We start from the raw sequence: 18,610 nt of genomic DNA, 5'->3' as shown, positions 1-18,610 counted from the left end.
CCTGCTCCGTGCTGCCCTATCCCGCCCTGCCCGGCCTTCTCGTCCGGGCCTGTCCCGCCGCGCCTGCCCCGGCCGTTGTTCAACCCTTCTCGCCCGGTCCTTCGCGGTCGACTGGGTTGCCAGGTGGCTCTTTGACCGGGGGCTGATTTCAGCCTGGGAGGTGGCCGTCCGGTTTGCCGGGAAGGTGTGGTGTGGGTGCTTGGTGAATGGAGTTGGTGAGGGGTGGATATCGAGTTGTGACCATCAGGTTGGGGTGCGGCGTCTCTTGGATGGCTGTTTCGCGTTGAACCAATTTGGCTCGGTGGGCGTGGTGTGGGTGTGGGTTCGAGGCGTCTGGGCTGGTCGGGTGCTTGATTGTGGGCAATTCCACGACTTTGACGCCTGGGACTGCGGGTGGGTCCGCGGGGAGCTGCGGGAAATGGCGTGACGTGGCTGGGGCGGGCCTGTTAGCTGGGGAAACGTGGTTGGCGGGGGAGAGAACGGGTGTGTTCGGAGGGTCGCGCAAAGTGACTCTGTTGGGGGCGGCCGAGCGGGCGGGCGGAAGTGGCCGGATGCCGCGTGTCTTGGCTCGATCCATTTCGTTACGTCACGCGTAGTGCCGTGTAGTCCGTCGATGACCCGCGCGGGTGTCCTCCGTATGGGGTCGGCCGCAGCGGGCGGATGGTTACCGTCCGTTTCTACGATGGCCGGTGACGCTGTGATACGGCAGCATGAGATCGCGACTTGCCGAAGGGGGCGGAGGTTCCACCGTGTCGGGACGGAGCGAGCTGCCTAGCGGGCTGGTGACCTTTGTGTTCACCGATATCGAGGGCTCGACACGGTTGGCCCGGATGCTCAGTGACGACTACGGGATGGTCCTCAACGATCACCGCTCCGTGATGCGCGCTGCGCTGCGTGACTTTGGTGGTGTCGAGCTTTTCACTGAGGGTGACTCTTTTTTCATTGTCTTCCGGGATGCGGTGGCGGCGGTGGCGGCCTGTGTGGAGGCGCAACGGCGACTGTCCGCACATGACTGGCTGAGGCCGGAGGTGGCCCCGCGGGTCCGGATGGGCATGCATACGGGGTGGGCGCGGCCGACCAGCGCCGAGCGGGGTGGCGAGTACGCCAGCATCGAGGTCCACCGGGCCGCCCGGGTCTCGGCGGCCGCTCACGGTGGTCAGATCCTCTGCTCCGGCGCCACCGCCCGCGCCGTCCGCCTTACATCCGAAATTTCGGTAACGACCGTCCAATCCTCGCCGGCGATGGCCATGGCCGCCGCGCTGCGGGCCGCCGATCTGAACTCCGAGTCCGATCTGGGCATCCGCAAGGGGCCGGCGCGCGCGGGGCAGGGCCGCGACGGGCGGGAGTGGGCCGCGCGTGAGGAGCGGGAATGGGCCGCGCGCAGTGGACAGGAATGGCCCGCTCAGGGAGACCGTCCGCGACCCAGGCCGAGTGAGCCGGCGCCGGCGACGCGGCGGCTGGCGGACTATCTGGACGGGGTGGGCCTGCTCGACCTCGGCGAGCATCGCCTCCGCGGCTTCGACGACAGCGACCGCCTCCTGCAGGTCCTCGCGCCCGGGCTGGAGAGCGACTTCCCCCGCCCCCGCACCCAGGCCGCGCCCGTGCACAACCTGCCCGCCGAGTTGAGCCCGTTCGTCGGCCGCCCCGCCGAGAAGTCGGAGGTGGCCGTCCTGATCGGGCGCCACCGGATCGTCACGATCACCGGGGCCGGCGGCATGGGCAAGACGCGGCTTTCCCTCGCGGTGGCGGAGCAGGTTCTCCCTGCGTACCCCCAAGGGGTCTGGACTGTCGACGCCGATGGTGGGCCGGTCGAGGCGATGGCCGCCGTCCTCGGCGTGCGCAGTGAGCCGGGCCGGCTGCTGCTGGACTCGCTGATCGAGCATTGCGCCGAGCGGCGGATGCTTCTGGTGTTGCAGACCAGTGAGGCGGCCACGGCGGCCTGTGCCACGTTGATCCGGCGTCTGCTGGCCCGCTGCCCGGGCGTGAACGTCCTGGTGACCGGTCGGGCTCCGGTCGGCATGCCGGGTGAAGTGGTGTGGCGGATCCCGCCGATGTCCCCGGCGGACGTGTTCGCCCTGCTCAGTGTGCGGACCGCGGCGGCCCGGGGTGGGCAGGCCGGTCCGGGTGAGGACGGCGTCGATCTGGCCGAGGTGGCGGCCCGGATGGAGGGCTCGCCGCTGATGATCGAGCTGGCGGCGGCCCGGCTGCGGCTGCTCTCGGCCACCCAGCTCGCTTCTCGGCTGGACGATCCGCTGGCCGCGCTGGATCCGCCCGGCAACAAAGGAAGCGATCCGCCCGGCCACAAAGGCCACAAAGGCGGGGACCGGCACGACAGCCTGCGCGCCAATCTGGACTGGTCCTACGAACGTCTCACCGGCGAGGCGCGGGGTCTGCTGCGCCGCCTGGCCGTCTTCGCCGATTCGGTCGATCTCGGGATCGTCGAGTGGTGCGGCGCCGAGGCTCTCGGTTCGCTCGGCGAGCTCACCGACAATTCGCTGGTCGACGTTGTGCCCGGCCCCCGCTACCGGCTTTCCGGTCAGGTCAAGTCCTATGCGGCCCGGCGCCTGGTCGCCGAGGGGGACGAGCGGGAGGCGCGGGACCGGCACGCCGCCTGGTCGCTGCACATGCTGGACAGCGTCGCGGTGGACACCGACGGGGAGCCGCGCACGGTGAGCCTGACGGCGTTCGCCCCCTACGTCGCCGAGTGGCAGGCCGCCCTGCGCTGGTCCGCCGTTCACGGCAGCGTGCGCGAGGGGCTGCGCCTGGCCATCGCGCTCGACCCGTGGTGGCGGGAGCACGGTGGCGCCGGTGAAGGCCGGGACCTGCTGTTCCGCCTCTACCGGCGGCTCGACGGGGCCGACGTGGAGCCGTCGGTGCTGGCCGACGCGTACCTCGTGCATGCCGGCCTGGCCGGCGACCGGGTCGAGCGCACCCGGTTCCTGGACCGCGCCGAGGCGCTGGCTCAGGACGATAAAGCCCTGGCGGTACGGGTCATGGCCGGCCACCGGGCCACGATGCTGGATGCGGGCCGGTACGACGACGCGGAGCGCCTGTGCCGCGAGGTGATCGCGACCGCGGACCGGTACGGCGTGGCGGAGGCCGCGATGCCGGCCGTGATCGCTCTGGCCGAGTTGCTGTGGCGCCGGGACGCGGTGGACGAGGCGGCCGAGTTGCTCGGCGGCGCCCGCCAGTGGGAGGCGAGCCGTCCCGAGGACCGTGGCCGGCGCACGGTCGACTGGCTGCTCGGGATGGTGGCGCTGCGCCGCCGTGACCTGGTCGCCGCGCACGATCACCTGGTGGTGGCGCTGCGCTCGCGGCTGCGGCACGGCTTCCGGGGCGCCGCCGCGGACGCGGTCGCGGCCATCGCCGTGCGTTGCGCGCTGGGCGGCGACCCGGCCTCGGCCGCCGTCCTGTTCGGCGGGGCCGAGGCCGCGAAGGGGGCGCGCCGCACCGAGATGTTCGGGCGCTTCTGGTCGGCGCAGCAGCTCGCGCTGCGGTCCGCGCTGGGCGATGCCGCCTTCGACGTCGCGTACGCCGACGGTGTGGGTCTGGGTTTTGATCGGATCGTGGCGATGGCCCTGGCCGTCGAGCACCCGGATCTGGAGGACGGCGCGACGCGGTTTGCCCAGGTCAGTGCATGACCCGACCCGCCCGCTGGAGATCCGCGCTCTTGACTTTGGTCAATGATCCGAAGACGTGCACGGCCTGGTAGTAGATCCAGGCGACGCTGTTGCAGGCCGAGCGCACGAGCACGTCGTACTTGGCGCAGACCCGCTTCATGTCGGCGTAGAAGACGGTGTCGACCCGGGCCTTGTTCTCGGCGAACAGTCCCTCGTCCTTGTAGTTGCGGTAGCCGAAGTCGTGGTGCACGCACGCGTTGGTGAAGTCGAACCCGAACGGCTTCTCCGGGCTGGCCGAGCAGTAGTCGGTGGTCCAGTCGAAGCCGTAGGCCAGCCACGGGTCCCGGTCGATGCGGGCGCTGTTCCAGGCTGCGGTGCTGGCCGCGGTCGGCTGGGTCCAGGTGGCCAGGACGCTGAGCCGGTCGGTGGTGGCCCAGGCCGGCAGTGAGGGGATCAGAGCCGCCGCCGCGAGGGCGAGAACCACCAGAATGCGTCGAATCATGACCCAGGCTGTTCGATCGGCTCACGTGGATGCAACGACGGGCCGCGGCTTTGGCGGAGCCTGCCGAATCGGCACCAGGATGCATTCCTTAACGCTCATTAATGTGATGTCCTGAGTAGCTTGCCGTGTGCCGGTCGCTAAGGTGTGTCACGTGCGGGGCGTCACATGATCCATCTACCTCGGGTCCGTCAAGGGCCCCTCCGAGCGCTGGCCATCCGGCTCGCCCTGGCGGTGGCCCTCGTGCTGGCCACGGTGCTGGTCATCTACTCCGGCCGCGAGGGCTACCGTGACGTCAACGAGGACGGCCTGACGCTCCTCGACTGCTTCTACTACGCGGTCGTGTCACTCTCGACGACCGGCTACGGCGACATCACGCCGTTCACGCCCCATGCCCGGCTGGTGAACGTCCTGGTCATCACCCCGGCCCGCGTGCTCTTCCTGATCATCCTGGTCGGCACCACCCTCGAGGTGCTCACCGATCAGTACCGCAACAGCCTGCGGGTCAGCCGGTGGAGGCGAAAGTTGAAGGACCACATCGTCATCTGCGGCTACGGCACCAAGGGCCGGGCCGCCGTGGCCGCGCTGCTGGAGACCGGTTACGACAAGTCGCGAATCGTCGTGGTCGAGAGTCGGCCCGACGGCGTCCGCCAGGCCGCCTCGAACGGGCTGGTCACGATCGAGGGCAACGCGACGCGCTCGGCCGTGCTGCTCGAGGCCGACGTCAAGAACTGCAAGGCCGTCATCATCGCCACCGACAGCGACGAGGCCTCGGTTCTGATCACCCTGACCGTACGGCAGCTGACCGCCGGCCAGGTCCGCATCATCGCCGCGGTCCGCGAGCAGGAGAACGCCGCCCTGCTCAAGCAGAGCGGCGCCCACCATGTGATCGTCTCGTCGGCCACCGCCGGCCGGCTGCTGGGCCTGACCACCACCGCGCCGCCGCTCATCGACGTGGTCGAGGATCTGCTCACACCCGGTCAGGGCATGGCCCTGGCGATGCGCAGCGCCGAGCGGGCCGAGGTCGGCCGCAACCCGCGCGAGCTGCGCACCCTGGTCGTCGCCCTGATCCGCCGGGGCAAGGTGCTGCCGCTGGGCGGGGAGCAGGCGCTGACCATCGACACCGGCGACATGCTCGTCTACATAAGGGACGACGAGAGCGCCGTCGAGGTCGCCGTCTAGAGGATGGTCCAGGTGTCGCCCGCGTTGAGCAGTTCGTCGAGCATCTGATCGGGGTTCTTGTCGACCCGAGCGTCGTTCAGCTGCTTGGCGATCAACTCGTCGTACGTGGGCCGTTGCACGTCGCGGAACACCCCGATCGGCGTCGTGCCCAGGTCGGAGCCGGAGAGGCGGGTCAGGGCGAAGGCGTACGCCGGGTCGTCGACCGTCGTGTCGTGGACGATGGCCTCGCCGCCCTCCTGCACCTTGAGCCCGAAGCCGCCGGCCGGGTGGACCACCGAGAACTGGTTGTCGGCCCCGAACGTGACCGGCTGGCCGTGCTCGAGCCGGATCAGGTGATCGTCCCGGGTGCCCGCATCCTTGATCAGCTCGAACGCGCCGTCGTTGAAGATGTTGCAGTTCTGGTAGATCTCCACGAAGGCCGAGCCCTGATGGTCGGCCGCCGCCCGCAGCACCGACTGCAGGTGCTTGCGGTCGGAGTCGATCGTGCGGGCCACGAAGGTCGCCTCGGCCCCGAGCGCCAGCGACAGCGGGTTGAACGGCGAGTCGGCCGACCCGGCCGGCGTCGACTTGGTGATCTTGCCGAGCTCGGAGGTCGGGGAGTACTGCCCCTTGGTCAGCCCGTAGATCCGGTTGTTGAACAGAAGGATCTTCAGGTTGACGTTGCGGCGCAGCGCGTGGATCAGGTGGTTGCCGCCGATCGAGAGCGCGTCGCCGTCGCCGGTGACCACCCAGACCGACAGGTCGGGCCGCGAGGCCGACAGCCCGGTGGCGATCGCCGGCGCCCGGCCGTGGATCGAGTGCATGCCGTACGTGTTCATGTAGTACGGGAAGCGCGACGAGCAGCCGATGCCGGAGACGAAGACGATGTTCTCCCGGGGGATGCCCAGCTCGGGCATGAAGCCCTGCACGGCGGCCAGGATGGCGTAGTCACCGCAGCCGGGACACCAGCGGACCTCCTGATCGGACTTGAAATCCTTGGCCGTCAGCTTGAGATCAACCATTCTTGACCACGTCCTCCAACATGCCCTCCAGCGTCGCGGCGGTGAACGGCAGCCCGCTGACCTGGTTGAACGGCAAGACATCAACCAGATAACGCGCCCGGATCACATGCGCGAGCTGACCGAGGTTCATCTCCGGGATCACGACCTTGTCGTACGCCGCGAGCACCTCACCCAAATTGGCCGGAAGCGGCGAGAGGTGGCGCAGATGGGCCTGGGCGATCGGCAGCCCGCGCTGCCGCAGGGCCCGGCAGGCGGCGCCGATCGGGCCGTAGGTGGAGCCCCAGCCGAGGACGAGGACGCGGGCGTTCTCGTCGGCGTCCTCGACCTCGACGTCGGGGACTTCGATGGCCTCGATCCGGGCGGCCCGGGTGCGCACCATGAACTCGTGGTTGGCCGGGTCGTACGAGATGTCGCCGGTCTTGTCGGCCTTCTCCAGGCCGCCGATGCGGTGCTGCAGCCCCGGCGTGCCCGGGATCGCCCACGGCCGGGCCAGCGTCTCGGGATCGCGCAGGTAGGGCAGGAAACGCCCGTCCTCGCTGTTGGGGGCGGTGGCGAACTGCACCGACAGGTCGGGCAGCTCGCTCGAGGTGGGCAGCAACCACGGCTCGGAGCCGTTGGCCACGTAGTTGTCGGAGAGCAGGATGACCGGCGTGCGGTAGGTCAGCGCGATCCGGGCCGCCTCGATCGCGGCGTGGAAGCAGTCCGACGGGGACTTCGGCGCGATCACCGCCAGCGGCGCCTCGCCGTGCCGGCCGTACAGCGCCATGTTGAGGTCGGCCTGCTCGGTCTTGGTCGGCATGCCGGTGGACGGGCCGGCCCGCTGCACGTCCACGATGACCAGCGGCAGCTCCAGCGCGATGGCCAGCGAGATGGTCTCGCCCTTGAGCGCCACCCCGGGCCCGGAGGTCGTGGTGACACCCAGGGCGCCGCCGTACGAGGCGCCCAGCGCGGCCCCGATCGCGGCGATCTCGTCCTCGGCCTGCATCGTGGTGATGCCGAACCGCTTGTGCTTGGACAACTCGTGCAGGATGTCCGAGGCCGGGGTGATCGGGTAGGCGCCGAGGAACAACGGCAGCTTCGACCGGACGGCCGAGGCCACCAACCCGAGCGCCAGGGCCTGGTTGCCGGTGATGTTGCGGTAGGTGCCCGGGCGCATGCGGGCCGGTTTCACCTCGTACCGCACCGAGAAGTCCTCGGTCGTCTCGCCGAAGTTCCACCCGGCCTGGAAGGCCGCCTTGTTGGCCGCGACCAGCTCCGGGCGCTTGGCGAACTTGCGCTCGAGGAACCGGATCGTCGACTCGAACGGGCGCGAGTACATCCAGCTCAGCAGCCCCAGGGCGAACATGTTCTTGGCGCGCTCGGCGTCCTTCTTCGAGATGCCGTGGTCGGCCAGCGCGCCCACGGTCATCGAGGTCAGCGCGACCGGGTGCACCGCGAACCCGTCCAGCGAGCCGTCGTCGAGCGGGCTCGCCGCCCACCCGACCTTGGCCAGGTTGCGCTTGGTGAACTCGTCGGTGTTGACGATGATGTCGGCGCCGGCCGGCAGATCGGCCAGGTTGGCCTTCAGTGCGGCCGGGTTCATGGCGACCAGCACGTTCGGCGCGTCACCGGGGGTGAGGATGTCGTAATCGGCGAAGTGCACCTGGAAGCTCGACACGCCCGGCAAGGTGCCTGCGGGGGCGCGGATCTCGGCCGGGAAGTTGGGCAGCGTGGATATGTCGTTGCCCAGCTGGGCCGTCTCGGACGTGAATCGGTCACCGGTCAGCTGCATGCCGTCGCCCGAGTCGCCCGCGAACCGGATGACCACCCGGTCCAGTTGTTCGACCCGTTTCGCTCCAGCGGACACGTTCCCAACCTCCCAAGGTTGCCGGCCGGCCGGGAATGGTCATCTATGAGCCGGCCCGCAGAACTAGTCACTTCCAGACTACGTCGGCGCTCCTTACTCACCGGGCGTGAGCCGTTGACCACAGTAGCCAGGTGAGGCTTGCGTGAACCAGAAGAGTCCACTATCCGGCCGGGAAGTGCCACGGACGGGGTTCCACTAAACTCCGAGGCTGTGGACGGGTATCTGGGGTCGTACGCCACGCTCGGGCTGGTGGCCGCCGTCGGCGTGCTCGTCTTCGTCGGCGCGTTCGCGGCCAACAAACTGCTCCGCCCGGCCGATCCGGCCCAGCCGCCCGGCAAGTACGTCTCGTACGAGAGCGGCATCGATCCGGTCGGCGGCGACTGGGCCCAAGCCCAGATCCGGTACTACGTCTACGCGTACCTCTATGTGCTTTTCGCCGTGGAAGCCGTTTTTCTCTTCCCCTGGGCGGTCGTGTTCGACTCGCCGGGTTTCGGGCTGACCACCGTGACCGAGATGGGGGTGTTCGTGGCGGTGCTGGCCCTGGGCATCCTCTACGCCTGGCGGAAAAAGATTCTCACCTGGACCTGAGATCACACCCGCGTACCGGTCGGGGTGGCGGGCTCGCCACGCACAGCGCGGCGTGCCAACATCTTGCCCATGGGCCAGCTTCTCCTCTTCATTGTCGTGGCGTTGGTCGTGGCCGCGATCGTGTTCGGCGTGACCGTGATGATCGGTGGCAACGACAGCGCGCTGACGCCGGTCGAGCCGGACGGCCGGGCGGTTCCGCTGCCCAGCGACCGGCCGCTCGGTGAGGAGGACATCGCGCAGACCAAGTTCGACACGGCCTGGCGCGGCTACCGGATGGCCCAGGTCGACCAGGCGCTGCAGCGCGCCGCCTACGACATCGGCTACAAGGGCGAGCTCATCGGCGTGCTCGAGGCCGAGGTGGCCGCCCTGCGCGACGGCCGGACCGGCGACGCCGACGTGCTGCGCCGGGCCCGCGAGGCGGCGATCGCGCCGGTCGCCCAGCCGGCCAAGCCGGCCGACGAGGCCGAGCCGGTCATCGAGGTCACCGTGGTGCCCGCCGGCGAGTCCGTGACCCCGCAGGACGAGCCGGTGGCCAAGCAGTGAGCGCAACCGAGCCGGCCGGCGGTCTCGGCGACGCCGCCCAGCCCGGCACGGGCGAGGTCACCGCGACCGTCATCGTCAACGCTCCCGCCGAACGCGTCTTCGCCGCGTTCCTGAGCTGGGAGAAACAGTCCGAGTGGATCCCGTTCACCAAGGTCCGGGTGGTCGAGGGCGACGGCGGCGAGGGCAGCCTGGTCGAGGCGATCACCGCCATCGGGCCGGCGGCGCTGCGCGACGAGCTGCGGGTGGTCAAGGTCAACGCGCCGTACGAGGTACGCGTCGTGCACTGCGGCAAATTCCTCCGAGGGCCGGGCACCATGCGGTGTACGGCCATGTCGGGCGACCGCACCCAGGTGGTGCTCCACGAATGGTTCCACCTGCCGGCCGGCCCGGTCGGGAAGATCGCGTGGCCGGTGCTGTGGCCAGGCTCCAAGCTGAGCTTCACGGGCGCGCTGAAAAAGTTCGGCCGCCTCGTCGAACAGGGCCGCCTGCCGTAGCCGTTTTTGTCGTACGGCGGCTCTACGGTGGTCGCCATGACAGATGACACCGGGCTCGTGATCGGCCCCGACGGGCGTGCCCGCTGCTTCTGGGGCGGCTCCACCCCCGACTACGAGCCCTACCACGACAAGGAGTGGGGCAAGCCGGTCCACGGCGACGACGCGCTCTACGAGCGGCTGTGCCTGGAGGCGTTCCAGTCCGGCCTCTCGTGGATCACCATCCTGCGCAAACGCCCGGCGTTCCGGGCCGCCTTCGCCGGGTTCTCGATCGACAAGGTGGCCGCCTTCTCCGACGCCGACGCGGCCCGGTTGATGACCGACACCGGCATCGTCCGCAACCGGATGAAAATCGAGGCCGCCATCGCCAACGCCCGCGCCGCCGCCGACCTGCCGGGCGGGCTCACCGAGCTGCTGTGGTCGTTCGCGCCCGACCCGCGGCCGGCCCGCCCCAAGACCCGGGCCGACGTCCCGGCCGTCACCCCCGCCTCCACGGCCATGGCCAAAGACCTCAAGAAGCGCGGCTTCCGCTTCGTCGGCCCCACCACGGCGTACGCGTTGATGCAGGCCACCGGCATGGTCGACGATCACCTGGAGGGTTGTTGGGTCCCACCCCTCAGCGCCCATCCGCGGCCATGATGGGATGGACCCATGGGTCAGTGGGCGGTGATCATTCCGGCGGACAGGTGGGCCGGCGAGCGGTTGTTCCACCACGACACCGTCACGGTGTCGGCGGGCACGTCTCCGGTGGAACCGGATGACGAGGTCCTGCTGGTCGCCGACGGCCACGTGGTGGCCCTGACCCGAGCCGCCAAAACCAACGGCGACGACCTCGTCCTGACCTACCTACGCCGCTCCTTCGACAACCCGATTCCGGCCACCGGCCTGACCGAGGGCGACCTCATCCCGGTCGACGCCGACACGTTCCGCCGCTTCGCCAAGGCCCTCGGCGCCGAGCCAACCGGCCCCGACCGCCCAACCTGGCTGGTCAGCGTCGCCCTCCCCATCGAGGCCAACACCCCCGCCGAGGCCGTCCGCCAGTTCTGGTCCCACATGCTCGAGCTGGGCCCCGCCGAACTCCCCACCTACGTCTGGCCGAGCGGCGACGAGCTGGCAATGCAGGCCTTCGTCCTAGGCGTCGAGTCGAACCAGGACCCCGAAGAAGAAGACGAAGACGATTGAGACGGCCGCAACCGCAGACTCGGTCGAACCGCGACCAAATCCGCACCCCTGAGACGGCCGCAACCCCAGGCACGGTCGCAACCCCAGGCACGGTCGCAACCCCAGACATGGTCGCAACCCCAGACTCGGTCGAACCGCGACCAAATCCGCACCCCTGAGACGGCCGCAACCCCAGACACGGTCGCAACCCCAGACATGGTCGCAACCCCAGACTCGGTCGAACCGCGACCGAAGTCGCCCCCCGAGACGGCCGCAGCCCCAGACTTGGTTGAACCGCAACCAAAGTCGCACTTCGCCCGCTAATGAGATGAGCCCGGTTTTCCGACGCCGCGGGGTGTGCGGCGTTGGAAAACCGGGCTCATCTCATTAGCCTCTCGGGGCGAAGTGCCGCCGAGCGAAGCGAGGCCAGCCAGCTCAGCAAGTCACGTACCCGCCCAGCTCGAGGCCCGCCGAGTCGCGTGCCCCCAGCTCGGGGCCTGCCGAGTCGCGTGCCCCCAGCTCGGGGCCTGCCGAGTCACGTGCCCGCCCAGCCCGAGGCCCGCCGAGTCACGTACCCGCCCAGCCCGAGGCCCGCCGAGTCACGTACCCGCCCAGCCCGATGCCTGCCGACTCACGTACCCGCCCAGCTCGGGGCCCGCCGAGCCACCTACCCACCCAGCGGTGGGCCCACCGACTCACTTACCCGCGAAGCGATGGGCCCGCCGAGCTACCTACCCGCCCAGCGTTGTCGCCGCCGAGCGGATAGCCGACGCGAAGTACGACACCTGGGTGTACACCCCAGGCTTGTTCGGTCGAGCGCACCCATCCCCCCAGCTGACGATGCCGACCTGGATCCAGGCGTTCGAGGCGTCCCGGCGGAACATCGGCCCGCCCGAGTCCCCCTGGCAGGTGTCGACTCCGCCGGACGTGTAGCCCGCGCAGATCTCGTTCGATGCGATGACCTCGCCGCCGTACATGGAGGACGAGTTGCAGGTTGTGTCGCTGACGAACGGGACTGTGGCCTTGAGCAGGTAGCGCTGCTGCGAGCCGCCTTCGCTGGCCGCGCCCCAGCCGGAGATCGTGAAGGTGCCGGAGTCGTACGCCGTGGTGGTGGCGATCGGCAGGGTGGCCAGGCCGGTGACCGGGCTGGCCAGGCGGATCAGGGCCCAGTCCTTGCCGTTGCCGTTGTAGCCGGGCGCGCGGTAGACGTAGTTCGACTTCCGCGTGATCTTGCTGGTGGAGTTCAGGTCGACGACGCCCAGGGTGGCCGTGATCGAAGTGTTGGTGCCTGTGCCGTTCACGCAGTGGGCGGCGGTGAGGACCAGCGTCGGGCTGTAGAGGGCGCCGCCGCAGCCCATCGACAGCCGCACCATGAACGGGAACTCGCCTTGCGCGGCTCGCGTGCCGCCGACCACGGACGGCGCCGGGTTGACGGGCGCCGCGGCGGCCGGGGACGCGATCGCGCCGCCCGCCGCCACGGTCAGCGCGGCCATCGCCACGCCGAAGAAGTTCCGCAACTTGACCATTCGGCCCTCCCACTTCGATCGCGCGCCCGGTAGGACGCGTCGGGAGGAGCCTATTTATCGATCCTTATAGATGTCGTGATCCCAAAAGGGTTATATCAGCGGCCCTCGAAGACCGGCTTCTGCTTGGCCACGAAGGCGTTCACCGCGTTCTTGTGGTCGGCCGTGGCGCCGCAGATCGACTGGGCCTGGGCCTCGGCCGCCAGCGCGTCCGACAGGGTGCCGGCGTCGCCGATGGACAGCTCGCGCTTGATCGCCCCGTAGGCCACCGTCGGGCCCGCCGCGAGCCGGGCCGCCAGCTCCTGGGCGACCGGGAGGACCTGCTCGTCGTCCTCGGTCAGGCGGGAGAGCAGACCCATGCCGTACGCGTCGGCCGAGCGCACCGGCTCGGCCAGCAGCAGCAGTTCCACCGCCCGGGCGTGGCCCACGATCCGCGGCAGCGACCACGAGATGCCGCTGTCGCCGGCCAGCCCCACGTTCGCGAAGGCCATCAGGAAGCCCGTCTTGGGGCCGCCGACGCGGAAGTCGGCCAGCAGCGCCAGCGAGGCGCCGGCCCCGGCCGCCATGCCCCGGACGGCGGCCACCACCGGCTTGGGCATGCTGGCCAGCCGCTGGGCGATCGGGTTGTAGTGCACCCGCACCGTGTCCAGGTCGGTGCGGCCCGACTCCAGCTGCTCGGCGTGCTCGCGCAGGTCCTGGCCCACGCAAAAGGCGTTGCCGGCCCCGGCCAGCACGATCGCCCGGCACGACTTGTCGGTCTCCAGGGCGGCCAGGGTGTCCCGCAGCGCTTCCTTGAGGTCGACGTCGAGGGCGTTCATCGCCGTCGGCCGGTTCAGCGTTAGGGTGACGACAGCATCGGTGCGGTCGACGAGCAGGGAGTCGGTCTTCAGTTCGGTCATGGGCGGCGGGTGGGGTGGTTGGACGGCGGTCATGAGTCTGAGAATCCCACACGACCGCGAGTCACCGAGTGAAGGCATCGCTCGACGTAACGGTCGGCGGCGGGCCGCAATCGGGCCGCGTGCCGGTCGAAGAAACCGGCCGCGCTCGTGCCCGGCCAGCGCGCCGGCAGCAGCGAGGTGGGCAGCTGCGGATCACGGAACAGAAACGATCTCCAGGCGTGGACGAGCCGGAACCGGGCCGCGTACGCCTCCTCGTCGCTGCTGCGGGCGTTCACCGTGGTCACCACGGGCCGCAGGTCGGACACGAACTCCTCGTAGGAGCGGGCCAGCCCGGTCAGGTCCCAGGCCCGGCCGACCACTTCGGCCGCGCCCGGTGAGCCGGCCGCGTGGGCGGCGGTGAACCGCTCGTACGCCACCCCGGCCTCGGTCAGCACGGCGTCGGCCTCCTCGGCGGCCCGGGGCGCGACCCAGGCGTGCTCGCCCAGCGACCCGTACCCCAGGAAGGTCAGCCGGGCCGCCTCCCGCTTGGGCAGCGGGCCCTGCAGCAGGACCAGGTCGAACTTGCCGTCCCAGCTGATCCGGCTGGTCCGGTAGATTCTGGCCGCCGCTTCGTCGAGCCGGCGGGCGGCTTTCGGGGTCAGCAGATATCCCGGTCCGGAGACCAATCGCATAGGGTGCAGCCAGCCTTGTCGCACCATGCGGGAGACCGCGGTGCGCACCGCGGGAGGAGCGATGCCGAGTGGCGCGAGCAGCTTGACCAGGGCCGCGACCGGCGCGCGCCCGCCCCGGGGGCGGAGGTAGTCGCCGTACAGGTCGAAGAGTGCGGACCGCGCCTGCATGACCGCACATTGTGACAGCCCAAAAGACGATATGCTAGACGCTGTCACATCCGCCCGGGCTGGGTTTGGGTTCGCCGGTGTTCATCAGGGAAAATGTTTGATCGGCACGGTGGGCCGCTATGCGTGGAGACGCGCAATGGCCCCTCGGCCGCCGGTCGGATACGAGGTACCACGTCACGTGGGGCTGAGCACGTGACCGTTGACAAGTGGCTGTGGGGCGACCCACCGACACCCTGATGTAGGTCTGAGGGGAGACAAGATGGCGGCGATGAAGCCGCGGACGGGCGATGGTCCGCTGGAGGTCACCAAGGAGGGTCGGGGCATCGTCATGCGTGTCCCGCTGGAAGGTGGTGGCCGTCTCGTCGTTGAGATGACTCCGGACGAGGCCAGCGCGCTGGGTGACGCGTTGAAGTCGATCGCCGGCTGACGTTTCACGCGAGCCCGCCGGTACGGTACCGCCCGTACCGGCGGGCTTTCCACGTCTTCGAGAAAGGTCATGCTCCCGTGTTTCCGATCCGGCTGACCGACCGCCTCGACGACGATCTGACCCGTGTGGTGCCGATCGGAGCGTCGGGTCCACTGTCGCATGCCGACGGCGGCCTCGGAGCCGAGATCGCCGCTCTGGGTGACCGTCCCGATCCCGTGCTCGTTCTCCGCCGCCCGCTGAGCCGGCCGGCGAAAGTGCTGCTGGTCGACGTGACCCGCGGCTGGCGGGCCGCCGGTGCGGCCATCGCCCGGGAGACCGGCGAACCGGTCCAAATCGTCCTGAGTGACGAATCTGACGTTCGTGATCTCGCCGAGGGCCTCTGGCTCGGCGGCTATCGCTACCGCGACGCGCGCGAGGAGCCACGTACGGCTCCGGTCGACCTGATCACCACCAACCCTCAGCGGTACGCCCGTGGCCTCGCCCAGGCGCAGATCGCCGCCCGGGCCACCTGGCTCGCCCGGGACCTCACCAACACGCCCTCGAACACCAAGATCCCGGACTGGTTCGCCGAGGAGATGTCCGGCGCGTCGGCCAAGCGGCCCGGCGTCTCCGTCCGGGTCCACGCCGGCCCCGGCCTGGAGCGCTTCGGCGGCCTGCGGGCGGTCGGCGGCGGCTCCAAGTGGCGCCCGTGCATGGTCGAGATGAGCTGGCACCCGCCCGGCGCGGCCACCCACGTGGTGCTGGTCGGCAAGGGCATCACGTTCGACAGCGGCGGCCTCTCGATCAAGACGCGCGAGGGCATGAAGCGCATGAAGAACGACATGGCCGGCGCGGCCGCGGTCGGCGCCGCCCTCCTGGGCGCCGCCGAGCTGGGTCTGCGGGTGCGCGTCACCGCGCTGATGCCGCTGGCCGAGAACGCGATGAGCGGCTCCGCGTTCCGCCCCGGCGACGTGATCACCCAGTACGACGGCACCACCACCGAGACCACGAACTCCGACGCCGAGGGCCGCCTGGTGCTGGCCGACGCGCTCGGCTACGCGGTGGCCGAGCTGGCCCCCGACGTGATCGTCGACCTGGCCACGCTGACCGGCTCGCAGAAGATCGCGCTCGGTCCCGAGATCACCGCCCTGTTCAGCGAGAACGACGAGCTCGCGGCCGCGCTGACGGCGGCCGGGGCCGGGGCCGGGGAGAAGATGTGGCGAATGCCACTACCGGCCGAATACCGTGATCTGCTGCGCAGCGACATCGCCGACCGGCACAGCTCGCCCACCGGCGGTCCCGGCGCCGTGGTGGCCGCCCTGTTCCTGCGTGATTTCCTCGGGCCCTGCAAGGACCGCTGGGCCCACCTGGATCTGGCCGCGCCCGCCTGGAGCGACACCGAGGAGCTCGAGACCGTCCGGGGGGCCACCGGCTGGGGCGCCCGGACCCTGCTGCGTTACCTGTCAGCGCTTGACGGCCGTCAGTAACCCGCCGCCGGACGGGATGACGGCCGGGATCCACTCCTCGGACTCACGCACCGAGCGCACCGTCTCGCGGATGGTCAGCGTCTCCACGTCGCGGGCCGAGGGGTCGGCGATCCGCCCGCCGGCCAGCACGCCGTTGATCACCAGCGCGCCGCCCGGTCGCAGCAGCCGCAGGGCCTCGTCGGCGCAGGCCCCGAACTCGGTCGGGTCGGCGTCGACGAAGACCAGGTCGTAGGCGCCGTCGGCGAGGCGGGGCAGCACGTCGAGGGCGCGGCCGGTGATGATCCGGGTCCGCGACGCCGCGAAGCCGGCCTCGGCGAAGATCCGCCGGGCGATCCGCTGGTGCTCGTTCTCGACGTCGATGGTGGTCAGCACGCCGTCCGCCCGCATGCCGCGCAGCAGCCAGACGCCGCTGACCCCGGTGCCGGTGCCGATCTCGACGACCGCCTTGGCGCTGCCCGCGGCGGCCAGCAGGCGCAGCACCGAGCCCGCGGCCGGGGTCACGCTGAACAGGCCGAGCTCGTGCGCGAGGCTGCGCGCGGTCTGCAGCACGATGTCCTCGTTCGCATACGCCTCGGCGAACTGCGAACCGTTGGTGGCCGGCTGCGGGCCGATCGAGCGGGCTGACGAGACGATGACGACCTCCGGGGCGGTTCTGGATCCGCCTAAAGAGTAGTGGGGTGCCCACGAAGGGCGCACCTGGCCGTCGATGGGATAAAAGGGCCGGGGAGAGGCGTCGGCCGGGATCCGTGTCATTCTGGAGGGGAGCCGGGCGGAACATGAGTGGAGGCACCGACGTGACCGACGGTTGGAACGCGCGTCCCACTCCGCCGCCTGCCAATGGTCAACCCCCGCTGTGGTCAGGGTCGATGGCCGACCCCTGGCGTGACCCGTACGCCCCGGCCGCCGTCGTGGTGCAGAGCGCCCCGCAGGACCCGGGCCCGCAGCCGGAGCCGGTCACCGATCCGGACGCGCCGCGGAGGTCGTTCACCCCGATCCTGCTCATCTGCCTGGTCACCGCCCTGCTCGCGGGCGGGCTGGGCGGCACCCTGGGCTATGTCTTCGCCGTCCGCGGCGGGGTCGCCGGGAGCTCCGCCTCGAGCCTGGGCGCGCCCACCGAGGAGGCGCCGGCCGCGGCCAACCGGGCGCCCGACTCGCTCGCCGGCGTGGCCAAGAAGGTGCTGCCCAGCGTGGTGACGGTCCGGGTCACCGGCGCCATCGGCTCCGGCTTCGTGGTCTCCAAGGACGGGTACGTGATCACGAACGACCACGTCGTCGAGGGCGCCGACAACGACACCATGTCGGTCGCGTTCAGCGACGGCTCGACCGCGAGTGCCAAGGTGGTCGGCCGGGCCCCCGAGTCCGACATCGCCGTGATCAAGGTGGCCAAGTCCAACCTCACCCCGGTCGCGATCGGCAACTCCGACTCGATCGCCGTGGGCGACCCGGTGCTCGCCTTCGGCTCCCCGCTGGCCCTGGTCAACACGGTCACCGCAGGCATCGTGAGCGCGCTCGACCGCACCATCGAGGCGGGCGGCGAGCAGGGTGGCACCACCCGCTACTACGCGGCGATCCAGACCGACGCCGCGGTCAACCAGGGCAACTCGGGCGGCCCGCTGGTCAACGCGGCCGGCCAGGTCGTCGGGGTCAACTCGGTGATCCGCTCGGTCGGCGGCACCGACACCGAGGCCGGCAACATCGGCCTCGCCTTCGCCATCCCGATCAACCAGGCCCGCCGGGTGGCCGGCGACATCATCGACACCGGCAAGGCCCGGCGCACGGTGATCGGGGCCGAGGTGGCGACCGGTGGCACCAGCGCCACCGGGGCCCGGCTGCGGGCGGTCGAGCCCGCCGGCCCGGCCGCTTCCGCCGGTCTCAAGGCGGGCGACGTGATCACCAAGATCGACGGGCACGTGGTCGAGGACGGCACCGACCTGATCGCCCTCGTCCGCAAGTACGCTCCGAGCTCGGTCGTCTCCGTGGAGTACCGTCGCGGCACGAAGACCCAGACGGCGTCAGTGACTTTGGTCGCCGACTCCAACTGAACGGTTTGCGGACTGCCAACTGACAGGTTCCGTGCGTAGGCTGGGCCGCGGAGACAAAGGGAGGCCGCCCTCATGTTCGAGAACCTGAACTGGTGGGAGATCGGCGCGCTGCTGCTGCTCGCGTTGCTGATCTTCGGCGAGCGGCTGCCGAAGGTGATCAGTGACGGCCTGCGCATGCTGCGGGGCCTGCGGGCCATGGCGCAGAACGCGACCAGCGACCTCAACCGCGAGCTCGGCACCGACCTGCAGCTGCAGGATCTGCACCCCAAGGCGTTCATCCGCAAGCACTTGATCAGCGAGGACGAGGAGGCGGCGCTCCGCAAGCCGCTCCAGGGTCTCCTCGAGGACGTGAAGAGCGACCTGAGCGGGGTCAAGAGCGACCTCACCGACGTCGCCGCGGCCGCCGACATCAAGAACGCGCCTTCGACTCAGATCGCCAAATCCGAGCCGAAGGCGCGCACGTTGGATCTCGACGCGACGTAA

At 70.3% G+C, this 18,610-nt stretch carries 18 protein-coding genes; 11 read left to right on the top strand and 7 right to left on the bottom strand.

Annotated features, from left to right (window positions below):
- The first annotated feature begins 749 nt into the window (after nucleotides 1-749).
- Nucleotides 750-3,641, top strand: a complete 2,892-nt coding sequence (locus AB0J66_RS10675; RefSeq protein ID WP_364658326.1) for an adenylate/guanylate cyclase domain-containing protein — start codon at nucleotides 750-752, stop codon at nucleotides 3,639-3,641.
- Here AB0J66_RS10675 and AB0J66_RS10670 read toward each other — a convergent pair.
- Nucleotides 3,631-4,122 (bottom strand): phospholipase, encoded by a 492-nt coding sequence (locus tag AB0J66_RS10670; RefSeq protein WP_364658324.1) that lies wholly within the window; start codon nucleotides 4,120-4,122, stop codon nucleotides 3,631-3,633. The two genes, AB0J66_RS10675 and AB0J66_RS10670, sit on opposite strands and share 11 nt — an antisense overlap.
- Before the next feature lie 165 nt (nucleotides 4,123-4,287).
- Between AB0J66_RS10670 and AB0J66_RS10665 the strand changes: the two genes are divergently transcribed.
- Nucleotides 4,288-5,301 (top strand): potassium channel family protein, encoded by a 1,014-nt coding sequence (locus tag AB0J66_RS10665; protein WP_364658322.1) that lies wholly within the window; start codon nucleotides 4,288-4,290, stop codon nucleotides 5,299-5,301.
- Here the strand turns inward: AB0J66_RS10665 and AB0J66_RS10660 are convergent.
- Nucleotides 5,298-6,302: a 2-oxoacid:ferredoxin oxidoreductase subunit beta gene (locus AB0J66_RS10660; RefSeq protein ID WP_364658319.1), complete on the bottom strand. Its 1,005-nt coding sequence runs from the start codon at nucleotides 6,300-6,302 to the stop codon at nucleotides 5,298-5,300. The genes AB0J66_RS10665 and AB0J66_RS10660 overlap by 4 nt on opposite strands.
- Nucleotides 6,295-8,148 carry a 2-oxoacid:acceptor oxidoreductase subunit alpha gene (locus tag AB0J66_RS10655; RefSeq protein WP_364658317.1) on the bottom strand — a complete coding sequence of 618 codons (1,854 nt, stop codon included), beginning with the start codon at nucleotides 8,146-8,148 and terminating at the stop codon, nucleotides 6,295-6,297. Before AB0J66_RS10655 ends, AB0J66_RS10660 begins: the two co-directional genes overlap by 8 nt.
- A 210-nt stretch (nucleotides 8,149-8,358) precedes the next feature.
- Between AB0J66_RS10655 and ndhC the strand changes: the two genes are divergently transcribed.
- The 5 genes from ndhC (at nucleotide 8,359) to AB0J66_RS10630 (ending at nucleotide 10,952) form a co-directional block, all read left to right on the top strand.
- Nucleotides 8,359-8,736 carry an NADH-quinone oxidoreductase subunit A gene (ndhC, locus tag AB0J66_RS10650; RefSeq protein WP_364658315.1) on the top strand — a complete coding sequence of 126 codons (378 nt, stop codon included), beginning with the start codon at nucleotides 8,359-8,361 and terminating at the stop codon, nucleotides 8,734-8,736.
- Nucleotides 8,737-8,805: 69 nt separating this feature from the next.
- A complete protein-coding gene (locus AB0J66_RS10645; RefSeq protein ID WP_364658312.1) occupies nucleotides 8,806-9,279 on the top strand; it encodes a DivIVA domain-containing protein in 474 nt (157 codons plus the stop codon).
- The gene (locus AB0J66_RS10640) at nucleotides 9,276-9,773 is read left to right on the top strand and encodes an SRPBCC family protein (protein WP_364658310.1); all 498 of its coding nucleotides are present in this window, start codon (nucleotides 9,276-9,278) and stop codon (nucleotides 9,771-9,773) included. Before AB0J66_RS10645 ends, AB0J66_RS10640 begins: the two co-directional genes overlap by 4 nt.
- Before the next feature lie 36 nt (nucleotides 9,774-9,809).
- On the top strand, nucleotides 9,810-10,409 hold the full coding sequence (locus AB0J66_RS10635) for a DNA-3-methyladenine glycosylase I (protein WP_364658307.1): 600 nt from the start codon (nucleotides 9,810-9,812) through the stop codon (nucleotides 10,407-10,409).
- A gap of 12 nt (nucleotides 10,410-10,421) precedes the next feature.
- Nucleotides 10,422-10,952: a hypothetical protein gene (locus AB0J66_RS10630; protein WP_364658305.1), complete on the top strand. Its 531-nt coding sequence runs from the start codon at nucleotides 10,422-10,424 to the stop codon at nucleotides 10,950-10,952.
- Nucleotides 10,953-11,662: 710 nt separating this feature from the next.
- On the opposite strand, the gene AB0J66_RS10625 is transcribed toward AB0J66_RS10630, so the two are convergent.
- The 3 genes from AB0J66_RS10625 to AB0J66_RS10615 all read right to left on the bottom strand — a co-directional run bounded on the left by AB0J66_RS10625 (nucleotide 11,663) and on the right by AB0J66_RS10615 (nucleotide 14,192).
- The gene (locus AB0J66_RS10625) at nucleotides 11,663-12,457 is read right to left on the bottom strand and encodes a serine protease (protein ID WP_364658303.1); all 795 of its coding nucleotides are present in this window, start codon (nucleotides 12,455-12,457) and stop codon (nucleotides 11,663-11,665) included.
- A 95-nt stretch (nucleotides 12,458-12,552) separates the two neighbouring features.
- Nucleotides 12,553-13,353, bottom strand: coding sequence for an enoyl-CoA hydratase-related protein (locus tag AB0J66_RS10620; protein WP_364658697.1), 801 nt, complete (start codon nucleotides 13,351-13,353; stop codon nucleotides 12,553-12,555).
- A gap of 29 nt (nucleotides 13,354-13,382) precedes the next feature.
- The gene (locus tag AB0J66_RS10615) at nucleotides 13,383-14,192 is read right to left on the bottom strand and encodes a PaaX family transcriptional regulator C-terminal domain-containing protein (protein ID WP_364658301.1); all 810 of its coding nucleotides are present in this window, start codon (nucleotides 14,190-14,192) and stop codon (nucleotides 13,383-13,385) included.
- Nucleotides 14,193-14,451: 259 nt separating this feature from the next.
- Here AB0J66_RS10615 and AB0J66_RS10610 point away from each other — a divergent pair, with 259 nt between their 5' ends.
- Together AB0J66_RS10610 and AB0J66_RS10605 are read left to right on the top strand one after the other, a co-directional pair.
- On the top strand, nucleotides 14,452-14,619 hold the full coding sequence (locus AB0J66_RS10610) for a DUF3117 domain-containing protein (protein WP_014694782.1): 168 nt from the start codon (nucleotides 14,452-14,454) through the stop codon (nucleotides 14,617-14,619).
- A gap of 77 nt (nucleotides 14,620-14,696) precedes the next feature.
- A complete protein-coding gene (locus AB0J66_RS10605) occupies nucleotides 14,697-16,085 on the top strand; it encodes a leucyl aminopeptidase family protein (protein WP_364658300.1) in 1,389 nt (462 codons plus the stop codon).
- Here the strand turns inward: AB0J66_RS10605 and AB0J66_RS10600 are convergent.
- Nucleotides 16,062-16,634 carry an O-methyltransferase gene (locus tag AB0J66_RS10600; RefSeq protein WP_364658695.1) on the bottom strand — a complete coding sequence of 191 codons (573 nt, stop codon included), beginning with the start codon at nucleotides 16,632-16,634 and terminating at the stop codon, nucleotides 16,062-16,064. The two genes, AB0J66_RS10605 and AB0J66_RS10600, sit on opposite strands and share 24 nt — an antisense overlap.
- Nucleotides 16,635-16,879: 245 nt before the next feature.
- Between AB0J66_RS10600 and AB0J66_RS10595 the strand changes: the two genes are divergently transcribed.
- Both AB0J66_RS10595 and AB0J66_RS10590 read left to right on the top strand, forming a co-directional pair.
- Nucleotides 16,880-18,127, top strand: a complete 1,248-nt coding sequence (locus AB0J66_RS10595; protein ID WP_364658693.1) for a trypsin-like peptidase domain-containing protein — start codon at nucleotides 16,880-16,882, stop codon at nucleotides 18,125-18,127.
- Nucleotides 18,128-18,199: 72 nt separating this feature from the next.
- On the top strand, nucleotides 18,200-18,610 hold the full coding sequence (locus AB0J66_RS10590; protein WP_364658299.1) for a preprotein translocase subunit TatB: 411 nt from the start codon (nucleotides 18,200-18,202) through the stop codon (nucleotides 18,608-18,610).

It is taken from the genome of Actinoplanes sp. NPDC049598 (assembly GCF_040675435.1).
Classification (GTDB): Bacteria; Actinomycetota; Actinomycetes; order Mycobacteriales; family Micromonosporaceae; genus Actinoplanes.
Note: the sequence above shows the minus strand (reverse complement) of the source record. Positions and strands in the feature narration are given on the sequence as shown.